Origin of the sequence: Virgisporangium aurantiacum, assembly GCF_016863635.1 — a bacterium.
GTDB lineage: Bacteria > Actinomycetota > Actinomycetes > Mycobacteriales > Micromonosporaceae > Virgisporangium > Virgisporangium aurantiacum.
Window position 1 is genome coordinate 19555 of the sequence record NZ_BOPG01000115.1, and the last position, 17912, is coordinate 37466.

21 protein-coding genes and 1 pseudogene are annotated in these 17912 nt (G+C 69.3%); 4 read left to right on the forward strand and 18 right to left on the reverse strand.

The features are described from left to right. Positions 1-61 precede the first annotated feature (61 nt). On the forward strand, positions 62-898 hold the full coding sequence (locus Vau01_RS59320) for a DUF2637 domain-containing protein (RefSeq protein WP_204012800.1): 837 nt from the start codon (positions 62-64) through the stop codon (positions 896-898). A 140-nt stretch (positions 899-1038) separates the two neighbouring features. Beyond that, on the forward strand, positions 1039-2091 hold the full coding sequence (locus Vau01_RS59325) for a M23 family metallopeptidase (RefSeq protein WP_204012802.1): 1053 nt from the start codon (positions 1039-1041) through the stop codon (positions 2089-2091). 108 nt (positions 2092-2199) lie between these two features. On the opposite strand, the gene Vau01_RS59330 is transcribed toward Vau01_RS59325, so the two are convergent. The 15 genes from Vau01_RS59330 to Vau01_RS59400 form a co-directional block, all read right to left on the reverse strand. Further along, positions 2200-2532: a hypothetical protein gene (locus Vau01_RS59330; protein ID WP_204012805.1), complete on the reverse strand. Its 333-nt coding sequence runs from the start codon at positions 2530-2532 to the stop codon at positions 2200-2202. A gap of 71 nt (positions 2533-2603) precedes the next feature. After that, positions 2604-2888: a hypothetical protein gene (locus Vau01_RS59335; RefSeq protein ID WP_204012821.1), complete on the reverse strand. Its 285-nt coding sequence runs from the start codon at positions 2886-2888 to the stop codon at positions 2604-2606. A gap of 261 nt (positions 2889-3149) precedes the next feature. Beyond that, positions 3150-3590 carry a prepilin peptidase gene (locus tag Vau01_RS59340; RefSeq protein ID WP_204012824.1) on the reverse strand — a complete coding sequence of 147 codons (441 nt, stop codon included), beginning with the start codon at positions 3588-3590 and terminating at the stop codon, positions 3150-3152. 298 nt (positions 3591-3888) lie between these two features. Next, positions 3889-6717: a BTAD domain-containing putative transcriptional regulator gene (locus tag Vau01_RS59345; RefSeq protein ID WP_204012827.1), complete on the reverse strand. Its 2829-nt coding sequence runs from the start codon at positions 6715-6717 to the stop codon at positions 3889-3891. A gap of 8 nt (positions 6718-6725) precedes the next feature. After that, on the reverse strand, positions 6726-7172 hold the full coding sequence (locus tag Vau01_RS59350) for a hypothetical protein (RefSeq protein ID WP_204012830.1): 447 nt from the start codon (positions 7170-7172) through the stop codon (positions 6726-6728). Continuing rightward, a complete protein-coding gene (locus tag Vau01_RS59355) occupies positions 7169-7576 on the reverse strand; it encodes a hypothetical protein (RefSeq protein ID WP_204012833.1) in 408 nt (135 codons plus the stop codon). Before Vau01_RS59355 ends, Vau01_RS59350 begins: the two co-directional genes overlap by 4 nt. Before the next feature lie 56 nt (positions 7577-7632). Next, a complete protein-coding gene (locus tag Vau01_RS59360) occupies positions 7633-8034 on the reverse strand; it encodes a TadE family protein (protein ID WP_204012837.1) in 402 nt (133 codons plus the stop codon). Next, complete coding sequence (locus Vau01_RS59365; RefSeq protein ID WP_204012840.1) at positions 8019-8207, reverse strand: hypothetical protein; 189 nt, start codon at positions 8205-8207, stop codon at positions 8019-8021. Before Vau01_RS59365 ends, Vau01_RS59360 begins: the two co-directional genes overlap by 16 nt. A gap of 23 nt (positions 8208-8230) precedes the next feature. Next, complete coding sequence (locus Vau01_RS59370; RefSeq protein ID WP_204012852.1) at positions 8231-9100, reverse strand: type II secretion system F family protein; 870 nt, start codon at positions 9098-9100, stop codon at positions 8231-8233. After that, the gene (locus Vau01_RS59375; RefSeq protein WP_204012854.1) at positions 9097-9936 is read right to left on the reverse strand and encodes a type II secretion system F family protein; all 840 of its coding nucleotides are present in this window, start codon (positions 9934-9936) and stop codon (positions 9097-9099) included. Before Vau01_RS59375 ends, Vau01_RS59370 begins: the two co-directional genes overlap by 4 nt. Before the next feature lie 7 nt (positions 9937-9943). Continuing rightward, on the reverse strand, positions 9944-11245 hold the full coding sequence (locus Vau01_RS59380; RefSeq protein ID WP_204012856.1) for a TadA family conjugal transfer-associated ATPase: 1302 nt from the start codon (positions 11243-11245) through the stop codon (positions 9944-9946). Then, positions 11242-12018 (reverse strand): CpaE/TadZ family protein, encoded by a 777-nt coding sequence (locus tag Vau01_RS59385; protein WP_204012858.1) that lies wholly within the window; start codon positions 12016-12018, stop codon positions 11242-11244. The genes Vau01_RS59380 and Vau01_RS59385 overlap by 4 nt, the downstream gene beginning before the upstream one ends. Then, positions 12015-12617 (reverse strand): SAF domain-containing protein, encoded by a 603-nt coding sequence (locus Vau01_RS59390; RefSeq protein WP_239152990.1) that lies wholly within the window; start codon positions 12615-12617, stop codon positions 12015-12017. Before Vau01_RS59390 ends, Vau01_RS59385 begins: the two co-directional genes overlap by 4 nt. 77 nt (positions 12618-12694) lie before the next feature. Continuing rightward, complete coding sequence (locus Vau01_RS59395; protein ID WP_204012859.1) at positions 12695-13588, reverse strand: hypothetical protein; 894 nt, start codon at positions 13586-13588, stop codon at positions 12695-12697. After that, complete coding sequence (locus Vau01_RS59400; protein ID WP_239152992.1) at positions 13582-14133, reverse strand: hypothetical protein; 552 nt, start codon at positions 14131-14133, stop codon at positions 13582-13584. The genes Vau01_RS59395 and Vau01_RS59400 overlap by 7 nt, the downstream gene beginning before the upstream one ends. 433 nt (positions 14134-14566) lie before the next feature. On the opposite strand from Vau01_RS59400, the pseudogene Vau01_RS65120 reads away from it, so the two are divergent. Both Vau01_RS65120 and Vau01_RS59405 read left to right on the forward strand, forming a co-directional pair. After that, positions 14567-14809 (forward strand): annotated as a pseudogene (locus tag Vau01_RS65120) (winged helix-turn-helix transcriptional regulator); the annotation flags it as partial. A 36-nt stretch (positions 14810-14845) separates the two neighbouring features. Next, positions 14846-15643, forward strand: coding sequence for an SAM-dependent methyltransferase (locus tag Vau01_RS59405; RefSeq protein WP_308440541.1), 798 nt, complete (start codon positions 14846-14848; stop codon positions 15641-15643). 98 nt (positions 15644-15741) lie between these two features. On the opposite strand, the gene Vau01_RS59410 is transcribed toward Vau01_RS59405, so the two are convergent. Genes Vau01_RS59410 through Vau01_RS59420 form a run of 3 tightly spaced genes read right to left on the reverse strand, consistent with a single transcriptional unit; the run spans position 15742 to position 17870 of the window. Continuing rightward, positions 15742-15987, reverse strand: coding sequence for a hypothetical protein (locus Vau01_RS59410; protein ID WP_204012864.1), 246 nt, complete (start codon positions 15985-15987; stop codon positions 15742-15744). Between the two features lie 48 nt (positions 15988-16035). Next, entirely contained in the window at positions 16036-17040 is a 1005-nt protein-coding gene (locus Vau01_RS59415) for an ABC transporter substrate-binding protein (protein WP_204012874.1), read from the reverse strand. Between the two features lie 5 nt (positions 17041-17045). After that, positions 17046-17870, reverse strand: a complete 825-nt coding sequence (locus Vau01_RS59420; RefSeq protein ID WP_204012877.1) for a class I SAM-dependent methyltransferase — start codon at positions 17868-17870, stop codon at positions 17046-17048. Positions 17871-17912 lie beyond the last annotated feature (42 nt).

Genomic DNA, 17912 nt, shown 5'->3' on the forward strand with positions numbered 1-17912 from the left:
GCCGCACCTGCGCCTCCGGACGCTGGGGCGGCGGTGGCGCGTCCAACACCTGGAGGCCACCGTGGAACCGACGCCCCGCCACGGAGTGGCCGACAAGGCCACCCGCATCGTCGCCGTCGTCACTGTCTCCGGCCTGGCCGCCCTGGCCGGCTGGATTTCCTACCACCACATGCTCCTGTTGGCCCGCCGGTCCGGCCAGACCGGTGTCGACGCACATGCCTTCCCGCTCACCGTCGACGGGCTCGACCTCATCGGCGTCCTCGTCCTGCTCGCCGACCGGCGCACCGGTCGCCGCAGCGGCTGGCTGCCCTGGACCGTCCTCTCCGTCGGAACCATCGCCAGCATCAGCGCCAACATCGCGGTCGCGCCGGACAACCTGGTCGCCCGCGCCATCTCCGGCTGGTCCGCCGTCGCCCTGCTTGCCGCCGCGAAGATGCTCGCGCACCTCTTCGAACCCGCCGAGCCCGCCCACCGGCATCCGCTGCCGGTGACGGTTACACCCGATCCTTCCTCCTCGCAGATTTCAGAGCTGCCCGCGTCCGAGCCGCCACCGGACGGCGCCACTCCCGTAGGCGATCGCGAGTGGCGCCTCAACAACGGCAATGCCGCCGGCCGGGTTCCCACGACTCCCGCCGCCTACGCCCGCTGGTGCGCCATCTGGGCTGCCACCCGCGACCTCCCCGCCGCGACGCGCGACGTCGCTCGTGCCCACGGGGTGTCACTACGCACCCTGCAGTTCATCCGCTCCGCCGGCGAAGCCGGCCAACTCACACCACCGCCACCGGACCGACCCGACCCGGTATCAGCCGGTCCAGCGGAGCACGCCCAACGTGATCTCGCAGATCCCGTTGGTCCAGAACCAGATCCGCAACCCGACCTCACCCGGCAGCCCGTCTGACCCGCGCCCAGCCGCGCCGGGCAGGGTCCAACAACCCGAAGGAGAATCAACATGCCCACACCAATCCGAAGCGCGCCGACCGTTGCCAGACCAGCAACCGCCCGTCCGATCCGGCGAAACTCGCACCACCGGTGGTCACGGTGAGCGGCAAGGCCACTGCCGGAGTCGCCATACTGCTCGTCGCCGTCACGACGACCTGTCTCGCCGCCGTCCTCCTCGGCGCCGGTACCGTCGCCATCGCCGCGTGCACCGACCCGGCGTTCGGCCCGAGCAGTTCGTCACCGACGCCTGTCGCCGGATGGTCAGCGATCGGGCGGTGGAACCGTAGCCAGATCGGCAATGCCTCGATCATCGTCACGGTCGGTCGACAACTGCGCGTGCCGTCCCGCGGCTGGGTTGTCGCTGTGGCCGCGGCCATGCAGGAGTCGTCACTTACAAACGTTGGTGATCTGGGCTCCGACAACGACCACGACAGCCTCGGTCTGTTCCAACAACGACCATCCCAAGGGTGGGGAAACCCCGCCCAGCTCATGGATCCCGTCTACGCCGCCACACAGTTCTACACCCATCTGCTCCGTGTCCCGCACTGGCAAGATCTGCCCCTCACCGAGGCGGCTCAGGCCGTTCAGCGCAGCGCCACGCCGGACTCCTACTCGATCTGGGAGGGCGATGCCATCGCCGTCGTCGCCGCCGTCAGCGGCCTTGGCCAGGCCGGCCTGACCACCTGCGGCGGTGCCGGCACCTGGACCCAACCGGTCCGCGGCCCGATCGTGTCCGGGTTCCGAACCGCGAACCGACCAACGCACCAAGGTGTCGACATCGGCGCCCCTCGCGGCGCCGTCGTACGCGCGGCCTCTGCCGGCGCCGTCGTCCGGGTCCGGTGCGACATCGAACCCGTGTCATGGGGCTGCGACCGCGACGGTCACCCCACCCTGGTCCGTGGGTGCGGCTGGTATCTCGACATTGCCCATGCGGCAGGCATCATCACCAGGTACTGCCACCTCAGCACCCACCCCCTCGTCCAGGAAGGACAGACCGTGGCCGCCGGTGAGCCTATCGGCATTGTGGGCTCGTCCGGCCACTCCAGCGGGCCACACCTGCACTTCGAGACGCATCATGGCGGTGACCGCAGCAGCGCCGGGGCAGAAGATCCCGTACCGTTCATGCGTAAACGCGGCGCCCCCATCGATTGAGGTCCGCCGTCGTGTAGGTTCTCATCCGCGATGACGGATTCTCACGACCGTGGCAGCGGCACTGGCGCATCCGGCTATTTGTGACAACCAGTTGCACATTCCATTGGCTCACGTCACTACCTCGACGGGCCGGCGGCTGGCGTAGTCAGGCGGTGGTCGGTTGAGTGGCGTAAGGCTTGTCTCCCACGCATCCGGCCGGTAGTCCCAGGCCAACCCGTGCTTCAGACACCAGTTCCACGTCTCCAAAGGAATCTCCCAGGGAGACACAAGTAGCTTGCCTTCGAGGAGATCCGGTTCCTCATCCCAGCCAGGGATCTCGGCGGGTAGGTCGGCGCAGAGCAAGGAGACCAGCTCGGCGTATCGCGGACTACCCCACCAGTCGTGGGCCACCATGTTCCCCCACAGGGCAAGGGAGATCGGATGAAAGCTGCGCTCGTCCATGCGCCGGCCGACCTCGGTACGTACGGATCGCCAGTGCCGCCCCAAGAGCTGTGCTGCCCTTCTGTCGCCGATTAGCGTCGGCGGCCGTCCTGCAACACCTCAGTAATGCCAATGACGTCGGCTGAGTCCTCGGTGATGAGCGGGAGGATGTCGCGCGTGGTGACCATGCTCATGCGCGACATCTCCGCGTCGCTGAAGAGTCGGTGAAACGGCTCGATCGTGTCGCGCCAGATCTCCACGACGAGACCAGCGGCCGCAACGGAGATCAGGAGTGGTCCGGCAATGCCGCGCTGCGCCAATAGCTCGCGACCGCCCTTGAGCGCCGCCTCGTAGTCCAGTTCCTCGTGAGACGTCATGCGACCAGTCTAAGGATCGCCAAGATCGACTATGAGCGACCGGCTTCTAATGGCACGCCCCGCTCATCAGACCGCTGCAGGTCGTCTCCTGACATACATGACTTTGGAAAGACGGAGTCAGGCCCACGTCGGTCGTCTGCCGGCCGACAAAGATCGATGCGAACCCACCCCTGTGAGAGCCGATTCCCGGCAGCAAGGTCGCTCTTTTTTTGTGTCCTGCAAACGTTTCCGTAGCTGTAAGCCAGGTCCCACAGCCAGCCGTCATCTCGTGAGTATGAGGGCGAGGAGCCCACCGACGAGTAGGGCGGGGCCGAACGGCAGCGCGGAGCGGCGGTCGATCCGTTTTGTCGCGAGCAACGCGAGGGCGACAGGCGCCTGGAGCAGGAACGGTCCAACGGCCGCGATGGTAAGAGCGGCCGGGCTCTGCCAGCCGGCCAGCATGGCGGTCCACGTGGCGGCCTTGACGTCGCCCAGTCCGAGTCCGCCGGTCGCTGTCGCCAGGACGAGCAGGATGATGCCGACGCTGGCGCCGCTTGCGAAGGCTCGCAGCGGCCGATGGAGGTCGCCGACGACGACGCCGTGAGCCGCGATCGCGGCTGCGCACATGGCGGCCGCTGGCAGGATCAGAACGTTCGGCAGCCGACGGCTACGGAGGTCGACAAATGCTGCGGCGACCGCGAGTAGTCCGCTGATCAGCAGCACGGGCAGGAGGGGGCTGTGCAGGAATCGAGCAGTCAGTAGTCCGCTGGTGGCCGCTGATGCGAGGCAGATGGTGTGACAACGACGGACCCTGTTCGAATCCCGCGGTGGCGAGTCGATCGGGCAGCGCGGGAGGTCACTGGTGGTTGGCGTCGCTGATGCGTTCTGATCGGGTCGGCTGGCGCTGAGGCGGTGGACGACCGACGACAGGTTTCGGCCGATCAACCCGCCGAGCACGGTGGCGGCGACAACGGCCAGGGCTGGTGCAATCAGCACTGCTGCTCCTCCGCTGTCGAATCAGCTATGCGGCGTTGCCCCGGTTACGGCGCCGGGCATCGAGCTTGGCCAGAAGTTCGGTAGCGATCTGCTGAGTCTGGGGAGAGACCTCGATTTCCAGGTCGGCAAGGCGTTGGGTAAGGGCGCGGAGGGTTCGGACAACACCGTCGGCGCTGTTCAGCGTCGCGTGGAGTTGCATGGCTCGTTGGTAGACGTCCTCGTTGTAGGGGTCGACGCGGATCGCTTCCTGGACCAGCGCGAGTGCGGCGGCGGGGTCAGGGGCGTTGTCGGCGAGCCCGATGTATGCGTCCAGGATGTGGCGGCGGACCCGTTCTCGGTACGGGGCGAGCCACAGCCAGTGGTGCCCTTCGGCGACGGATCCGGTGTAGAGCTTGATGACCTGACGGAGTGCCGCCGCATGATGTGCGGGGTCGACCGCGGTGGCGGCGTCGTCGGCTGCGGCGGTCAGTTTCCATAGATCGACTGTGATATGCGCGGGATCGAGCCGGTAGCGCTCATCGGTGCGGGGAATGGTTTCTGCGCCGACGGCTTCGGCCAGGGTTTGCCGCAGTTCGGACATGGTGGTGTGGAATCGGCGGCGGGAGACATGCGGGCGGGTTTCGGGCCACAGCACGGCCATGAGCTGGTCGCTGGTGGAGCCGTCGGGTTCGACGGCGAGGTGGACCAGGATCTGCGTGCCGTCGGTGCGCCGTATCCGTATGTCTCGACGGCTCCCCTCACTCACGAGGTGCAGGGTCGGTTTGCCGAGGACGCTGAACCGCAGCGTGCGGACGTCGGTCGTGCCGGTCGGGTTGTGCGGGTTCGGTGACCGGGCGGTGGTGGACGTCGTCGGGGCGGGCGTGCCGTCCTGGCGGGTGGCCAACGGGTCGGTCCGGCTAGCCGCCGCCGCAGTGTGCGAGGCCGCGCGGCTCGGCGGTGGGGGGATGTCGTTGCTGGTCGGGCGGGCCTGGCGAAGGATGTCCAGGATATCGCCGGCGGTTGCGGTGTCGAGGACGTTGAGCCGTAGTCCGGTCGTGTCGGTCGCGGGGTCGGGTCGGCTGGTGCCGTCGCTGTTGACGTGCCAGGTTGCGCCGCCGTTCCACCGGCCGAGCAGGACGCCGGCGATGGCCAGGCGGGAACCGACGGCGAGGATCGCGGCGAGGGCGGTGGCGATGGTGTCGTCGGGTGCCTGGGTGAGTAGCACGATCGGCGCATGCGCCTGATCGTGCACCGTGCTCAGGTCGCTGTCGTTGCGATCGTCGGCTTGCCGGACGCGGCGCAGCAGTTGCCGTTCCAGGTGGGTGAGGGCGCTGTCGAGGGAGTCGGCGATGTGCAGCTGGCCGAGTTGGTCGCGGTCTGGCGCGGTCGGACCGAGCAACGCGGCCAGGTCGGCGTCGGTGGTAACGATCGCCGCTTCGGCGCCGGGAGCCCACGGCCCGCCAGCGGACAGGACGGCAACGAGCACGCCGCGGGCGGCGGCCCGGGCACCGGGACCGACCAGGCCGACACCGGACGGTGGCAGGTCGGCGAGGCGAAGCGGCCGGTCTGCGCGCGTGCCCAATGTCGCCGTGGTGACGGTGGTGGCCTCCAGCGCCTCGGGCGCGAGATCGTCCATGTCGTCCTCGATCGGGGATGGTGGGCGCGCGTGATGCAGGGCGGCGATGCTCGGGGGAAGCGGGGTCAGGTCCGGGTCGTCGCGGCGGCCGTTCGCCGGTGGGCGGGGCCGGTAGCGTCGGCGTCGCTGGATCCACACGAGCGCGGCGGCTGCGGCGACGGCTGTGGCGACGGGCACGACGACCCACCCACCGGACAGTTCAATACCGAACCCGCCGTCCCTGTCGCTGCGTGCCGGCGCGGCGCTTGCGGACGGTTCCGACGGCGCGGGCGACCCCGACGACCTCGGTGGCATTCCGACGACACCATCGTCGATCGCGTCCCCGCTCGGGCTGGACGGTGAACTGGGCGATGAGCTCGGTGGGGCGGTCGGGGTTCCCGACGGGTTGTTGTCCGGCGGGACGGGGTTGGACGGGGGCGGCGGAATGGGTTGGGCGCCAGCTGGTGGTAGGGCATCTGCGGGGAGGATCAGGACCCAGCCGGGTTCGATGTGGTCGCCGTGCTTCATCCGGCCGTTGTGGTCGTAGCGGTCCTGGTTGAGGTGGTAGATCTCGGGCCAGCGGTGCGGATCCCCGAGCCACACTTCGGCGATCTTCCACAGCGTGTCGTGCCGGGAGACGGTGACCGTGTAGCGGTTGTCGCCGACCTGCAATGTGAGTGCACCGTCGACGCCGCACGCGGCGAACCGCGGCATCTCGTCGTGGGTGAGTGCGGCCGTCGCGCTGTCCGCGGGTTGCCACGCCCTGGTTGTCGGGGTGGCCGACCGGGCATCGCCGACCGTGAGGATGATCCGCCCGCCTCCAGCAGTGATGGCTTCAGAGGCGGTCGCGTTCGCCGTCGGGATGTGGGGTGCGACCGCCGGAACCACCGGCCGGGCCGGGTTTGCGACGAGGACGGTGGCAGGCCCAGCCGTCATCCCGGCGATCAACAGCGCCGCGACCGCCTGCAACGGGGAGATCAGCCGACGCCGAGTGGCGAGCTTGCCGCGCCGGGCTGCGGCGATCTCGACGGCGACGCTGTATGCGAACGCGGCCCACACGATCCACAGCGCGATGGCCAGGACGTTGATGACGGCCTCGTCGGGAATGCTGGAGGTCAGGATCCGGGCCCACGCGTCCCACGTCGTCGGCAGGGTGCGCGGCAGGGGCGATCCGACAAACCAGCACAGGCCGGCCGGGACTCCAACGAGGATGCCGAGCAGAGCCACCGTCGATGCCAGCCGACCCGTGAACCGGAGCAATCCGCTCATCATGGCGGCGGACCAGCGACCGGGGTGGCCGACGCCGTGGCGGTGACCGACACTGTGGGGTGGCCGAACCCAGCCAGCATCGGGGTGTCCTGCTGGCTGGTGGCGGTGACCGTGATCTGCGCGGCGGTGACCGCGACGGTGCCGGTCGCGCCCGCGGCGGCCAGGAACCGGTTGGCCGCGGCGGCCGCCCGCGCCGGATCGAGCCGCAGGGTGCCGTTGGTGCGGTAGGCGGCCAGGTCGATCTCCTGTGCACCGGCGCGGGCTGCTTGCTGGGCGAGGTCGTAGCCGTGGGTGCGGGCGCCGAAGACGACTCCGCCGCCGAGCACCACGCCGGCGAGGACGACGACGATCAGCCCGGTGTACAGCATCCAGACGGTGGCCATTCCGTCGTCGCGACGAAGGCGGCGTAGCAGCGGCTGCCAACAGCGTGGCCGAGAACCGGTCATGGCGTGACGCTCCGGTACACGTCAATCGGGCTGGTCGACCGGGCTTCGGTCGTGACGCTCCCGGGCAGGCTGAGTCCGGTCAGACCCTGGGTGGCGACCCGGCAGGTCACGGCGACGGTGACGCTGCCGCCACGGCGAAAATCGTTGGTGTCCACCGTGACCGACACGTTCGTGCATCGGTTGGACACGTTCGCCGTGGCCGCATCCTGGGCTGCGACGGCGGCGCCGGCGGCGGTGCGTGACAGGGAGGCGGCTCGGGCGCCGGCGGCGGCAGCGGAGTTGACGTCGATGGTGGTGCGGCCGAGGTTGAACGCCGCGACGACGAGGAAGACCAGCATGACTCCGAACGGCACCGACAGGGCGACCTCCACGGCGACGCCGCCGTCGTCGTCCACGATGGACACTGGTCTGCTGCGACGCAGGTAGGGTCCACACCGCATCGTCTGTCCTATGTGGATCGTCATGATCCGGCTCGTTCGGTGGGGGCCTGCACCGTTACGGTGATGGCGGGTTGGACGCCGGGGATGATGGCACGGGCGTGGCCGCGGATGGTCACGGTGGTCGTGGCGGCGGCGCGGGTTACGGTGATGGTCGGCTCGACGACGAACTGGCCGCCGAGCTGCTCCAGCAGCGCGACGGCGTCCTGGTAGCCGGCCGCCTCGGTGCCGCCGACCACGCGGCTGGCCTGTAGGGCGTGGTTGGCCGCTTGCCGAGCCGCCAGGTCACCCAGCGCCCACAGGCCGACCTGCACAGCGAAGGTCAGCAGCAGCACCAGGATCGGCGCACCCAAGGCGAACTCCACCGTCGCCGACCCGCGCTCACCGCGACTACCGGCGCGTTCGCGGCTCACCCGAAGAACCATCGCGAGACGATGCCCGCCAGGCCGGTCCGGAACGCCGCGTAGAGGGCGAGGACGACGGCAGCGCTGGCGCCGATGCCGATGGCGTACTCGGTGACGTGGCTGCCGCGTTCGGGTTCGCGACGGAGCAGCCGTAACCGCTCCCGCAGCGTGGCGACAAGTGAGGCCAGGTCCATGATTCGGTTCCTCCGTTGTCGAGTCAGGGTTGGAGCGCGGCCATGGTCGGGTAGACCAGGAACAGCAGAAAGATGCTGGTCAGGACCATCAAAGGGATGCTCATGCGTTCCGTCGCGGATTCGGCGCGCGCCTCCATCTCCGCGGTGAGCCGTTCGGACAGGGCGTCGCCGCGGTCGATGAGGGCCTCGCGGATGCGGCTGCCCTCCCCCGATGCGAGTTGCAGCGTGCCGGCGAGCTGTTGCAGCTGCACCACGCCGGTGGTCTCCCCGAGTTCCTTCAGCGGTTGCCACAGCGGAACCCGTGTCACCTGGGCGACGGTGAGGGCGTGCCGGATCCGTCCGGCGGCCCAGCCCGAGGCGATGCCCGCGGCATCGGTGAATGCCTGCTCCACCCCGGCACCGGCGGCCAGGGCCGAGGGGACGATGTCGAGCAGCGCAGCCAGCGTGTGGCGCATGTGCAGCCGCCTTTCCTCGGCCTCCTCATGCAGCGACACGGAGGTCACCAGGAACCCGCCGACTGCCAAGACCAGGCCCAGCCACAGCGGCACGGTCCATCCGATGCGGGCGCCCATCAGGTTCAGTCCCGCGACCGTGGCGCCCGGTGCGAGCAGGCCGAGTGCGGTCACGCCGAGCAGGCTGGTCAGGTACCGGGTGGGATCGCGGTCGAGGATGGCCAGATCCTGCGCGACGTTGTCGCGGTGCAGGCCGAGCCGGTACAACGGTCGGGCGAGCGCGTTCAGGACCCGCTCGCCTCGCGGCACCGGTACCGGCGGAGGGCGACGAAGCGTTTCGAGGGCGGTGGCCAGCCGCGGGCGCGCCGGGCGCAGTCCGTACGCGACCAGCGTGACGCCGAGGCCGATGCCGGCGCCGACGAAGACCAGCGAGCCGATCACGGTGCGGCCTCGTCCGGGTTGGTGAGGATCCGCGGCAGGTCCGGGACCCGACTGGTCCGCACCATCCATGCCAGCGCCCCGCCGAACGCGACGCCGAGCACGGCCAGGATCAGTTGACCCACAGCGGTGCTGTACGGGACGACGATGTCGTCGGCGAAGACGAGCAACAGCCCGACCGTGGCCAGGATGACCGTGATGACGATGCGGGTGGCGGTGCGGATGCGGACCCGGCCGGTGGCGATGCGCATCCGCGCCGAGGCCTTGCGCCGGGCCTGGCGGCCGACTCCGGACAAGCCGGTGGCGATGTCCCGCGCCTCGTACTGGGCCGCCAGCAGCAGCACGTTGACGACCATGTCAGCGGTGGGATCCTCCAGATCGGCGGCGAGAGCCCGCAGCGCCGGCGCCAGGCGCGTGCCCGCCCTCAAGGACGCCGACAGCGCCTCCAATTGCGGGCGGATCTCGACCGGGGCGGATTCGGCGGTCTTGATGAGGGTCTGTTCGATGCCGGCCGCGGACCGCAGTGTGCCGGACAGGTCCTCGGCCCACGCCGCGATCGCTTCCACGCGGTCCAGGGCACGGCGGTGGGCCCGGTCGGGGCCTAGCACCTTCGGTAGATTCCACGCGGCGACGCCGGCCAGTACCGCCCCGACCGGCCAGCGGGTCGCCGCGCCGACCACTGCGGCGGCGGTCAGCACACCGGCGACCCGGACGGCAGACACCCTGCCCCGGACGCGGCGGAACCGAGCGTCTGGACGGGGTTGTGGCCGTAGGCCGGCGGCCAGCATCAGAACGGCGGCGCCGAACCCGGCTCCGAGCAGAGCGAACAGTGCCCGCATTCGATGCTCACCACCCCAGGGCCTGGTCCGGGTTGAACCCGGCCGCGGCGAGTTGGTCCATGGTGTCGGTGCGCATCGGCGCCGCCGCCGTGGCGCGGCGGTCCGGTCCCGGCCGGAAGAGCTCGTTGGAGACGATCTCTCCGGCGTCGGCGTGGTGGATTTCGCGGACGGAGGAGACGACCCGGTGGCCGTCGGTGGTCTGGTCGAGGTGGATGACGAAATGGACCGCGCCGGCGATGAGCAGGTTGGCCGCCTCGAACGACAGACCTTCCGGGGCGAGCATGGCGTAGGCGGCCAGCCGCGACAGCGCCTGTCGGGAGCTCGATGCGTGCACGGTGGCCAGCGAGCCGTCGTTGCCCTGCGACATGGCCATGCACATCGCGAGCGACTCCTTGCCGCGGACCTCGCCGACGATGACCCGGTCCGGTGACATGCGCAGCGCGTCGCGGACCAGCTCGTCCAGGCCGATGGCGCCGACGCCCTCGATGTTGGCCTCGCGGGCCTGCAACGCCTCGACGTCGACGCGGGACGGGTCGCGGTCGAGCGCCAGCTCGTATGCGTCCTCAACTGTGATCAGCCGCTCCCACGCCGGGATGGCCTGGGCCAGGGCCCGCACGAACGTGGTCTTGCCGCGGCCGGTGCCACCCGAGACGACGATGTTCTTCCCCGCGAGCACCATGGCGGTAAACAGGTCCCGTAGGTCGGTCGTAAGTGTGGCCATTCCGACCAGGTCGTCAAGAGACACCTTCAGGAACCGGTGCCGGCGGATCGAGACGCACACCCGCTCGGTCACCGCCATCAACGCGAACAGCCGCGACCCGTCCGGCAACTGCACACTCAACCGCGGTACGCCGCGGTCGAACCGGCGCTCCTCCGCACCGGAGCGAGCGGCGATCGTGCGGACCAGGTCGACGAGCTCGTCCTGCGACCCGACCACCGGGGGCAGCCGTTCCCGACGACCGTCGGCGTAGCGGACGATCACGCCGTCGGCGCCCTTGATGTTGATGTTCTCGATCTCCGTGTTGTCCAGCAACGGCTGCAGGCCGCCCAGGCCGGTGAGTGCGTCAAGAACCGTCCGGGCGACGTGGGCCTCCACGGGCGGGTCCAGCGGCATCCGTCCGTCGCTCAGGCACTCACGGGCGTGTGCATCAAGTGCCGCCCGGATCAGGTCACGGACCAGTTGCTGCCGGGCCGCGCCGATCACGGTTTGGCCAGCGGAGGCCAGTTCAGCAACAACCTGGCTGCGGACCCGCGTGACGAGGTCCTGATACGGCTGGGCGCCGCCGTTTCCGGGCATTGGCGTCGTCAACGGTTCACCTCCAGCGCACCGTCACGGACCCGCCAACCACCGGCCATGGCGACGTTGCCGGTCGGCTTGCCGCTCAGCGTGTGTGCGATCCCGGCCGCGGCCCGGGGCAGCTGCTGCCGCCACCACCCACGGCCCACCAACCGGCCGGACAACACCCCAGCACCCGACCGGTCGTGCGGAACCTCACCGGCCACGTCGACGCCCAGATCACGGGCCATCTCCACAGCCGAGTACCGGCCCGACCCCACCCGAACCAGCCACAGCCGGCCGCGCAGCGCTTCACGCAGCCAGCCCAGCCGGGCGCCGACCTGGGCCAACTCCGCCAACTCGGGCGCGACCACGAGCAACACATGATCCGCTGTCGCGGCCAACTGCAGACCGGGTCCGCCGCGGGTCAGTCGGCCGACGTCGGCCACCACCGTCAGGACCGTGCCTGCCCGTGCCAGGACCCCACCGGCGGCGTATGCCAGCGTCTGTACCGATGCCGCCGCCGCGTCGCCCGGCGGGGCCAACACCACGTCCACGCCCAACCCCAGCCGCTGCACATGCCGCGTGAGCGGCTCGTCCACGGCGCCGGCCCGGCAAGCGGCAGCCAGGCTCGACAGACCGGGATCCGGGTGGTGCCCGAAGCGGTAGGCCAGATCACCGCCGTCGGCGTCGCACTCGACGAGCACCGCCCCCGGCTGCGTCCACCGTGCCGCCAATGCCAGCGCCAGCGTGGTCGCTCCATGCGATCCCTTCGCCGATGCGACGGCCACCAACACCCTGCTCACCCACCCCCGCCGAGCTGAACCAACGACACGTCACCGGCCGCCGACGCGACCCGAGTCGCATCCGGTTCGGCCAGCAGCAGCGTCACCACCGTCAGGCCCGACTGGTCCACCGCCGTCTCGATCGACACCACCACCCCTGCGGCCTGCACCACCTGACCGACTGCACCCGCCGGCGCGGCCCCGGCGTTCGCCGAGACGACCAGCACTGACACCCGAGCGCCACGGACCAGGCTGGACGGGGCGTGGCCGGCCTTCACCGCCACCGCTATCACCGCCTGCCCGGCCGGGGGCCACGCAGGCTCTCCGATCTGCCCAGGGGCCAGCAGACTTCCCGCCGCCAGCGGCACCGCCGCGGCACGGCCCTTCACCGACGACACGTGTGATGCCGGGACCGTCGCCACGCGGGCCTCGGCGGCCACCCGGACCACCGTCACATCCGCGTCGCCGATGATCTGCCCTGCGTTGATCGCACGGGCGGCCGCGAGGACCGGTACCCGCCGATCGATCCGGTCCGCCACAACGGTCCCGGCCAACGCGAACCCGAGGATCAGCACGGCGCCGACGAGCACCCACGGCACGCTGATCCGACGACGGGTCACCAATGCGGGCGACGCAACGGGGCGGATCCGCCCGTCGGACGAGTTCGGCCGCTCTGTACCGACCCTCGACACCCCGTTCACCCCGCGACGCTGCCGTTGAGGGCCGGCGCCTCGATCACCTGCACGGCTAAAGTCGCCGTCGTCGTCAGCGGCGCAACGGCGCCCGTGACACCGCCACCGGCCCAGGTCACCGTCCAGGTCACCGTGGCCCGCAGCGCGAACACCCCGGCCTGCTGGTAGGTGTGGCCACACGGCGAGGTTGCGGTCGCGTCCATTCCGGCTCGCCACGGCGTGCCGGGACCGTCGCAGGTGACCGTGGTTCGATCGCCCGTGTCGAACACCAGCTTGGTGGCGCGAGCCGTAGCGGTCACGGCAAGCCCTGGCACCGATGCCGTCGCCGAACGGACTCCCCACGACGCGGACTCGACCCAGAACCAGGACGGCACCGAGACGATCTGAGAGGCAGGTGGTGCCGGATTGATCCTGATCACGGGTGTCGGCAGGTTCAGCCGCGAGATCGCCTGTCGTGCAAGCACTTCGGGACTGATCGGCACAGCTCCGTTCGGCAGCCACACCAGCGTGCCATCGAGCGGCATGCCCAGCGGTCCGAAGTTCCTGGCCTCGTGACAGCTGCGGACGTACCAGCCGCCCGGTCCACCACTACCCGCCGGCGGCGGACCGTTGTCGACGTGCTGGTAGTAGCAGCCGTCCGATCCGACGGAGCCGCGTCCCTCGATGTAGCAGGGCACGACCGCTCCGGTCGCGTCGTGGCAGTCCTGCGAACCACCGGCCGCGGTGCCGACGTTCCTGTCCTGGCCCGGTGTCCGCGCCCGCACCGTGCATCCGGGCGTCGGGCTCTGGTCGCAGTACACCGGGACCGGCGTGTACGGATCCGCCCGCACCATCTCGGCCGGGGACACCAGCACGGCAGCCGCCGTGGCGGCCGCGAACGCAATCAGCCGAGTCAGCATGTGCCCACCGCCATGGGGACGAAACTGATCACCTTCCAGACGTCGCCCGTCCTCTTCGCCGTCGCGATGACTACCCGCCTGCCTCCCGGAGCGTCGACGAACGGTGAGCCCTCCGGGGATGCCTTGACCCGCGTGGCGCCGGAGGTATCAAGGCAATCCCGGATCTTCGCCGTTTCCGGTGCGCTCGGCGGGCTCAGCTCGGTGACCTGAGGGTTCAGCACGACCTCACCCTTGATGATCAGTCCCTGCTTCTTGTTCGCCTCCAGCCCAGCCGTCAGGACGCTCAGCGCATCTCCTTCGGCGTAGCGGGACAACTCGCCGTACTGCGGGTCGGTGGTTCGTCCAGCGGTGATGTAGGCCTGCTGCATCCCCCGGTACGCCGCAAGTGCGCTCTGCTCGACCGTATTGTTCGTATTGGCGGATGAGGAACGCAGCGACGGCAATTCCGGCTGGGACGGCGGCGAATCTTGTCCGGACCCGCACGCCCCGCCGGACACAAGCGCGACGGTGATGATCGACAGTATTGCCGCCCTGCGCAGCACCACGCACCTCCCCAGGGAATGGCCAAATCCGATTAAAGACCTCCACCCCGTACCTAGCGCAACCTGCGCATCTCAGGTGCGCATCCACACATGCGCACCTCTTGGTGCGTACCTCGAGGCGAGCGCCGGCCTGTTCGGCACGCGCATATGACCGCACGAGAATGTCGAACAGGCGCCAGACCGCTCTGCCACGCTTGACACTGCCCGCTGATCTCCGCTTCAGTGGGCATTTCCGGCGCATCGAACTCCCAACATCAAGTAAGGGCCGATCGAGCACGGGGGTGAACTTCAACGTGGCGCTGATCCTGGCGGGCGAACAGAACCGATCCGAATCAATTCCGAGGGCCAGTCGTATCAGCCCAGGTCGCGCCAACGGCGCCGCGAGGGCTGGCGGGTGAGCGGCCTGGACTCGGACGGACTTCGCGAGAAGCTACCCGTGCTCAGGCGTCGGTGGGATCCTGTGGTTCTGACGGTCCTCTGTAAGGACGGTCCTCAACGGCGCCGCAATCTCAGCCAGACGGTCGTCGACGAGGGTGAGCGCATCGCCGATGGTGTGCTCTCGGAGGTCCTCAACCGACTTCAACAGGAAGGGTTCGTCGCCAAGGAGACGAGGAGTCCCAACGTCGTGCTCTACGAGGCGACGGAGGCAGCGCGCGACTGGGTGGAGTGGCTCCGACGCGTCACCGACCTCAGCGCAAGGGCGGGAAAGGGGGCGATCGCCGTGACCGACGATTCGTCAACCCACAGCGCAGTCGACACGACCAAGCCGAGTAGTGCCCGGGTGTGGAACTATCTTCTCGGCGGCAAGGACAACTTCGAGATCGACCGTAAGGTAGGCGACGAGGTCCGCGACGCAAACCCCCAGATCGCGACTCTCGCGCTCGAACAGCGGAAGTTCCTTGTCCGTGCGGTCACCTACCTGGCCGCCGAGGCCGGCATCGAGCAGTTCCTGGACGTCGGCACCGGCCTGCCCACCGCCAACAACACGCACGAAGTTGCCCAGCGAATCGCGCCGAAGTCCCGCATCGTCTACGTCGACAACGACCCGCTGGTGCTGGTGAACGCCCGCGCGCTGCTCGTCAGCAGCCCGGAGGGTGCCACCGACTACATCGAGTCCGACGTCGAAGATCCCGACAAGATCCTGCGACAGGCCGCCCGCACGCTGGACTTCAGCAAACCGATCGGGCTGACGATGCTGGGCATACTCGGCAACGTCGCCGACTACGACGAAGCGCGCTCGATCCTCAAACGGCTGGTCGACGTGCTGTCGGCCGGCAGCTATGTCGTCGTGTGCGATGGCACGAGCACCAGCCAGGAGAACGTCGATGCGGTTCGGATCGCGAGCGAGCAGGGCCATCCGTACAACCTCCGCACCCTCGATCAGATCACCGGCTTCTTCTTCGGACTCGACCTGCTGGAGCCCGGCGTGGTCCCGCTGACGCATTGGCGGCCGGAGGTAGATCCGCTCCCACCGGCGGTGGACTGCTACTGCGGGGTCGCGCTCAAGCGTTGATACGCCGGCGGTTGCCTGTGATGGTCGGAGTCGAGCTCCTTGGCCGCCTCCGGAGCCCGGCAAGGAACTCGAACGCCGGGCTCCGTTGCGCGAGTTCCTCAGCCCGTCTCCTGGTCGGACATGCCGAACTCGAGAAAGATGATCTCGGCGTCTTCGGGCTGGGTGAAGGACTCGTCGACCGCTTCAATGGGGAAGTCGCCGTCGTCGAATCCCACGATGGTTCCGTGCCCTGGGCGGTGGCTGACGTCCTGAAGCTGCCTCGTGGGAAACACGTACAGGCGGCAGTCACCTCTGCCCTGTTGTTCCAGGCGTTCTAACTCCTCGCGGAGCATCGTGACCTTCATCGTGGCTCTCTTTCGTAGGTGTGGCTTCATCGTGGGCCGCGGCTCTGCCTACGTCTGCGGGGCCAGGTCGAATGCGGCGACGCGGTCGGGGGTGAGGCCGGGTTTGATCAGGCCGATGCCTTGGATGAGGGCGATGCAACGGTTTGTTCGGGCTTCGTCGAGGTGGCCTACGTGGGGAGCGTTGCCCCGTACATAGGTGACAGTTTCTCTGACTTCGGCAGCGGCGACCTCGGCCCTGTACGTCGGGTTGTGTCGGGCCATGATTCGGCCGGCCTCGTCGGGATTGTCGATCGTCCACCGCAGCCCACGCAGGGTGGCGTCGCGGAAGCGGCGCACCAGGCCCGGGTTGTTCCGGATGAGGTCGGTCGAGGCGCCCAGCGCGTTGCCGTAGAGATCCCGTACGACGTCGGAGTAGGGCAGCATGGTAACCCTCTGCTTCGCCGCTGCCTCGACCGCCGGCCGGCCGACGACGATTTCGGTGGCGGCGTCGAGCTGCCCGGCGACCAGCGCCGCCCGGATCGACGGCGGCGGCAGCGCCACCCACCGCACGGTCGACTCGTCGAGGCCGGCCAATTGGGCATAGGCGGGGAAGATGGTCTTGTTGACCCCACCTTCGGAGTAGCCGATACGCTTGCCGGCCAGATCGGCGGGGGCGTGGATGTTCGCCGCGGGCAGGGCGACGATGCAGGACACGGTCGACTGGTAGATCGCGGCGAACACCCGGAAGTCGGTGAACGTCCCGGTGTTGATCTCCAGCAGGCCACCGGTGAGGTCGATGACCGCGAACTGGGCGTTGCCCTCCTTCAGGCGTTGCAGGTTGCCGCGGGTACCGACCCCGGGCACCACCTTCACGGTGAGGCCGGCGTCGCGGTACCAGCCGTGCTCGATCGCGGCGAACACGAACGAGTCCTGCCCGGTGATGTTGAACCCGGTCACATAGGTGACGTCGTCGACCGCGCCGCTGTTCGCCTTCTCCTTCTCCTCGCCACAACCGACCAGGCCCGCGATTGCCAGCGAGCCGCCGGTCAGCATCGCGCGCCGGGTAAGCACCACCGGGGTCAGCCCGCGCTTTTGTGGCCGACGATCGACCAGGTGAGGTTTCCCAGCAGCACCACCCGCGGGTCGGTCAGCTGGGCGCGGAGGACGTCCAGGTCTTCCTGGTCGAGGCTGTGTTCGAGGAGCCGTTCGCGGACCTGTCCGGACACCTCAATCGGCAGTTGGCAGCCGGCCGTGCCCCCGGACCAGGACCGGGCCCGGACGGTGGTGCGTACGTCGCCGAGCCCCGCAGCGGTCATCACTTCGTGGACGCGGGTCGACCAGGTCGGATCGTTGCCCGCGGCGGCGAACATGGCCATCAACGCCTGCTGATACCGCTGGTACAGCTCCGCCGTCTCCGGCCACGGCGACGACAACACCTGGCCCGGACCCGCACCGCCCCATTCCTCGATGACCAGCACCCCGCCGGGCGCCAGCACCTCTGCCACCACGGGTAGCAGGGTGTCGCGGTCGCCGAGGTGCGCGAACAGCAGGCGGGCGTGCACCACGTCGAAGGGACCGGTGGGCAGCGGGTGGTTCCGCAGGTCGTGTTGGAGTACCTCCACCCGCGGATGGCTCATTACATCGGCCCGCACCAGTTCGGGCTTGATGTCGGTGGCCACCACGCGCCCGTTCCGCCCGACGATGTCACCGAGCCACCGGGCGATGCTTCCGTTGCCGGCGCCCAACTCCAGGCATCGCGCGTGCAACGGAACCAGTGGAGCCAGCAACTCCATCGTCGACTGATCGAGAATCGCCGACAGACAGTCGAGCATGCCCGCCGCACCCTCGCGGGCGTTGTCGAGCGCATACCGGTCTGGGGCAGTTTGGCCTGGGGCCGTCGTCATCAGTACTCCGTCTCGGTCAAGGGGTTGGTGGGGTCCGGCAGG

Bases quoted from the DNA above. Each gene is read 5' to 3' on its own strand.
- Vau01_RS59365 (WP_204012840.1), bottom strand. From the start codon at position 8,207: ATGGACCTGGCCTCACTTGTCGCCACGCTGCGGGAGCGGTTACGGCTG.
- Vau01_RS59410 (WP_204012864.1), bottom strand. From the start codon at position 15,987: ATGAAGGTCACGATGCTCCGCGAGGAGTTAGAACGCCTGGAACAACAG.
- Vau01_RS59375 (WP_204012854.1), bottom strand. From the start codon at position 9,936: ATGCGGGCACTGTTCGCTCTGCTCGGAGCCGGGTTCGGCGCCGCCGTT.
- Vau01_RS59360 (WP_204012837.1), bottom strand. From the start codon at position 8,034: ATGGTTCTTCGGGTGAGCCGCGAACGCGCCGGTAGTCGCGGTGAGCGC.
- Vau01_RS59335 (WP_204012821.1), bottom strand. From the start codon at position 2,888: ATGACGTCTCACGAGGAACTGGACTACGAGGCGGCGCTCAAGGGCGGT.
- Vau01_RS59420 (WP_204012877.1), bottom strand. From the start codon at position 17,870: ATGACGACGGCCCCAGGCCAAACTGCCCCAGACCGGTATGCGCTCGAC.
- Vau01_RS59330 (WP_204012805.1), bottom strand. From the start codon at position 2,532: ATGGACGAGCGCAGCTTTCATCCGATCTCCCTTGCCCTGTGGGGGAAC.
- Vau01_RS59395 (WP_204012859.1), bottom strand. From the start codon at position 13,588: ATGCTGACTCGGCTGATTGCGTTCGCGGCCGCCACGGCGGCTGCCGTG.
- Vau01_RS59350 (WP_204012830.1), bottom strand. From the start codon at position 7,172: ATGACCGGTTCTCGGCCACGCTGTTGGCAGCCGCTGCTACGCCGCCTT.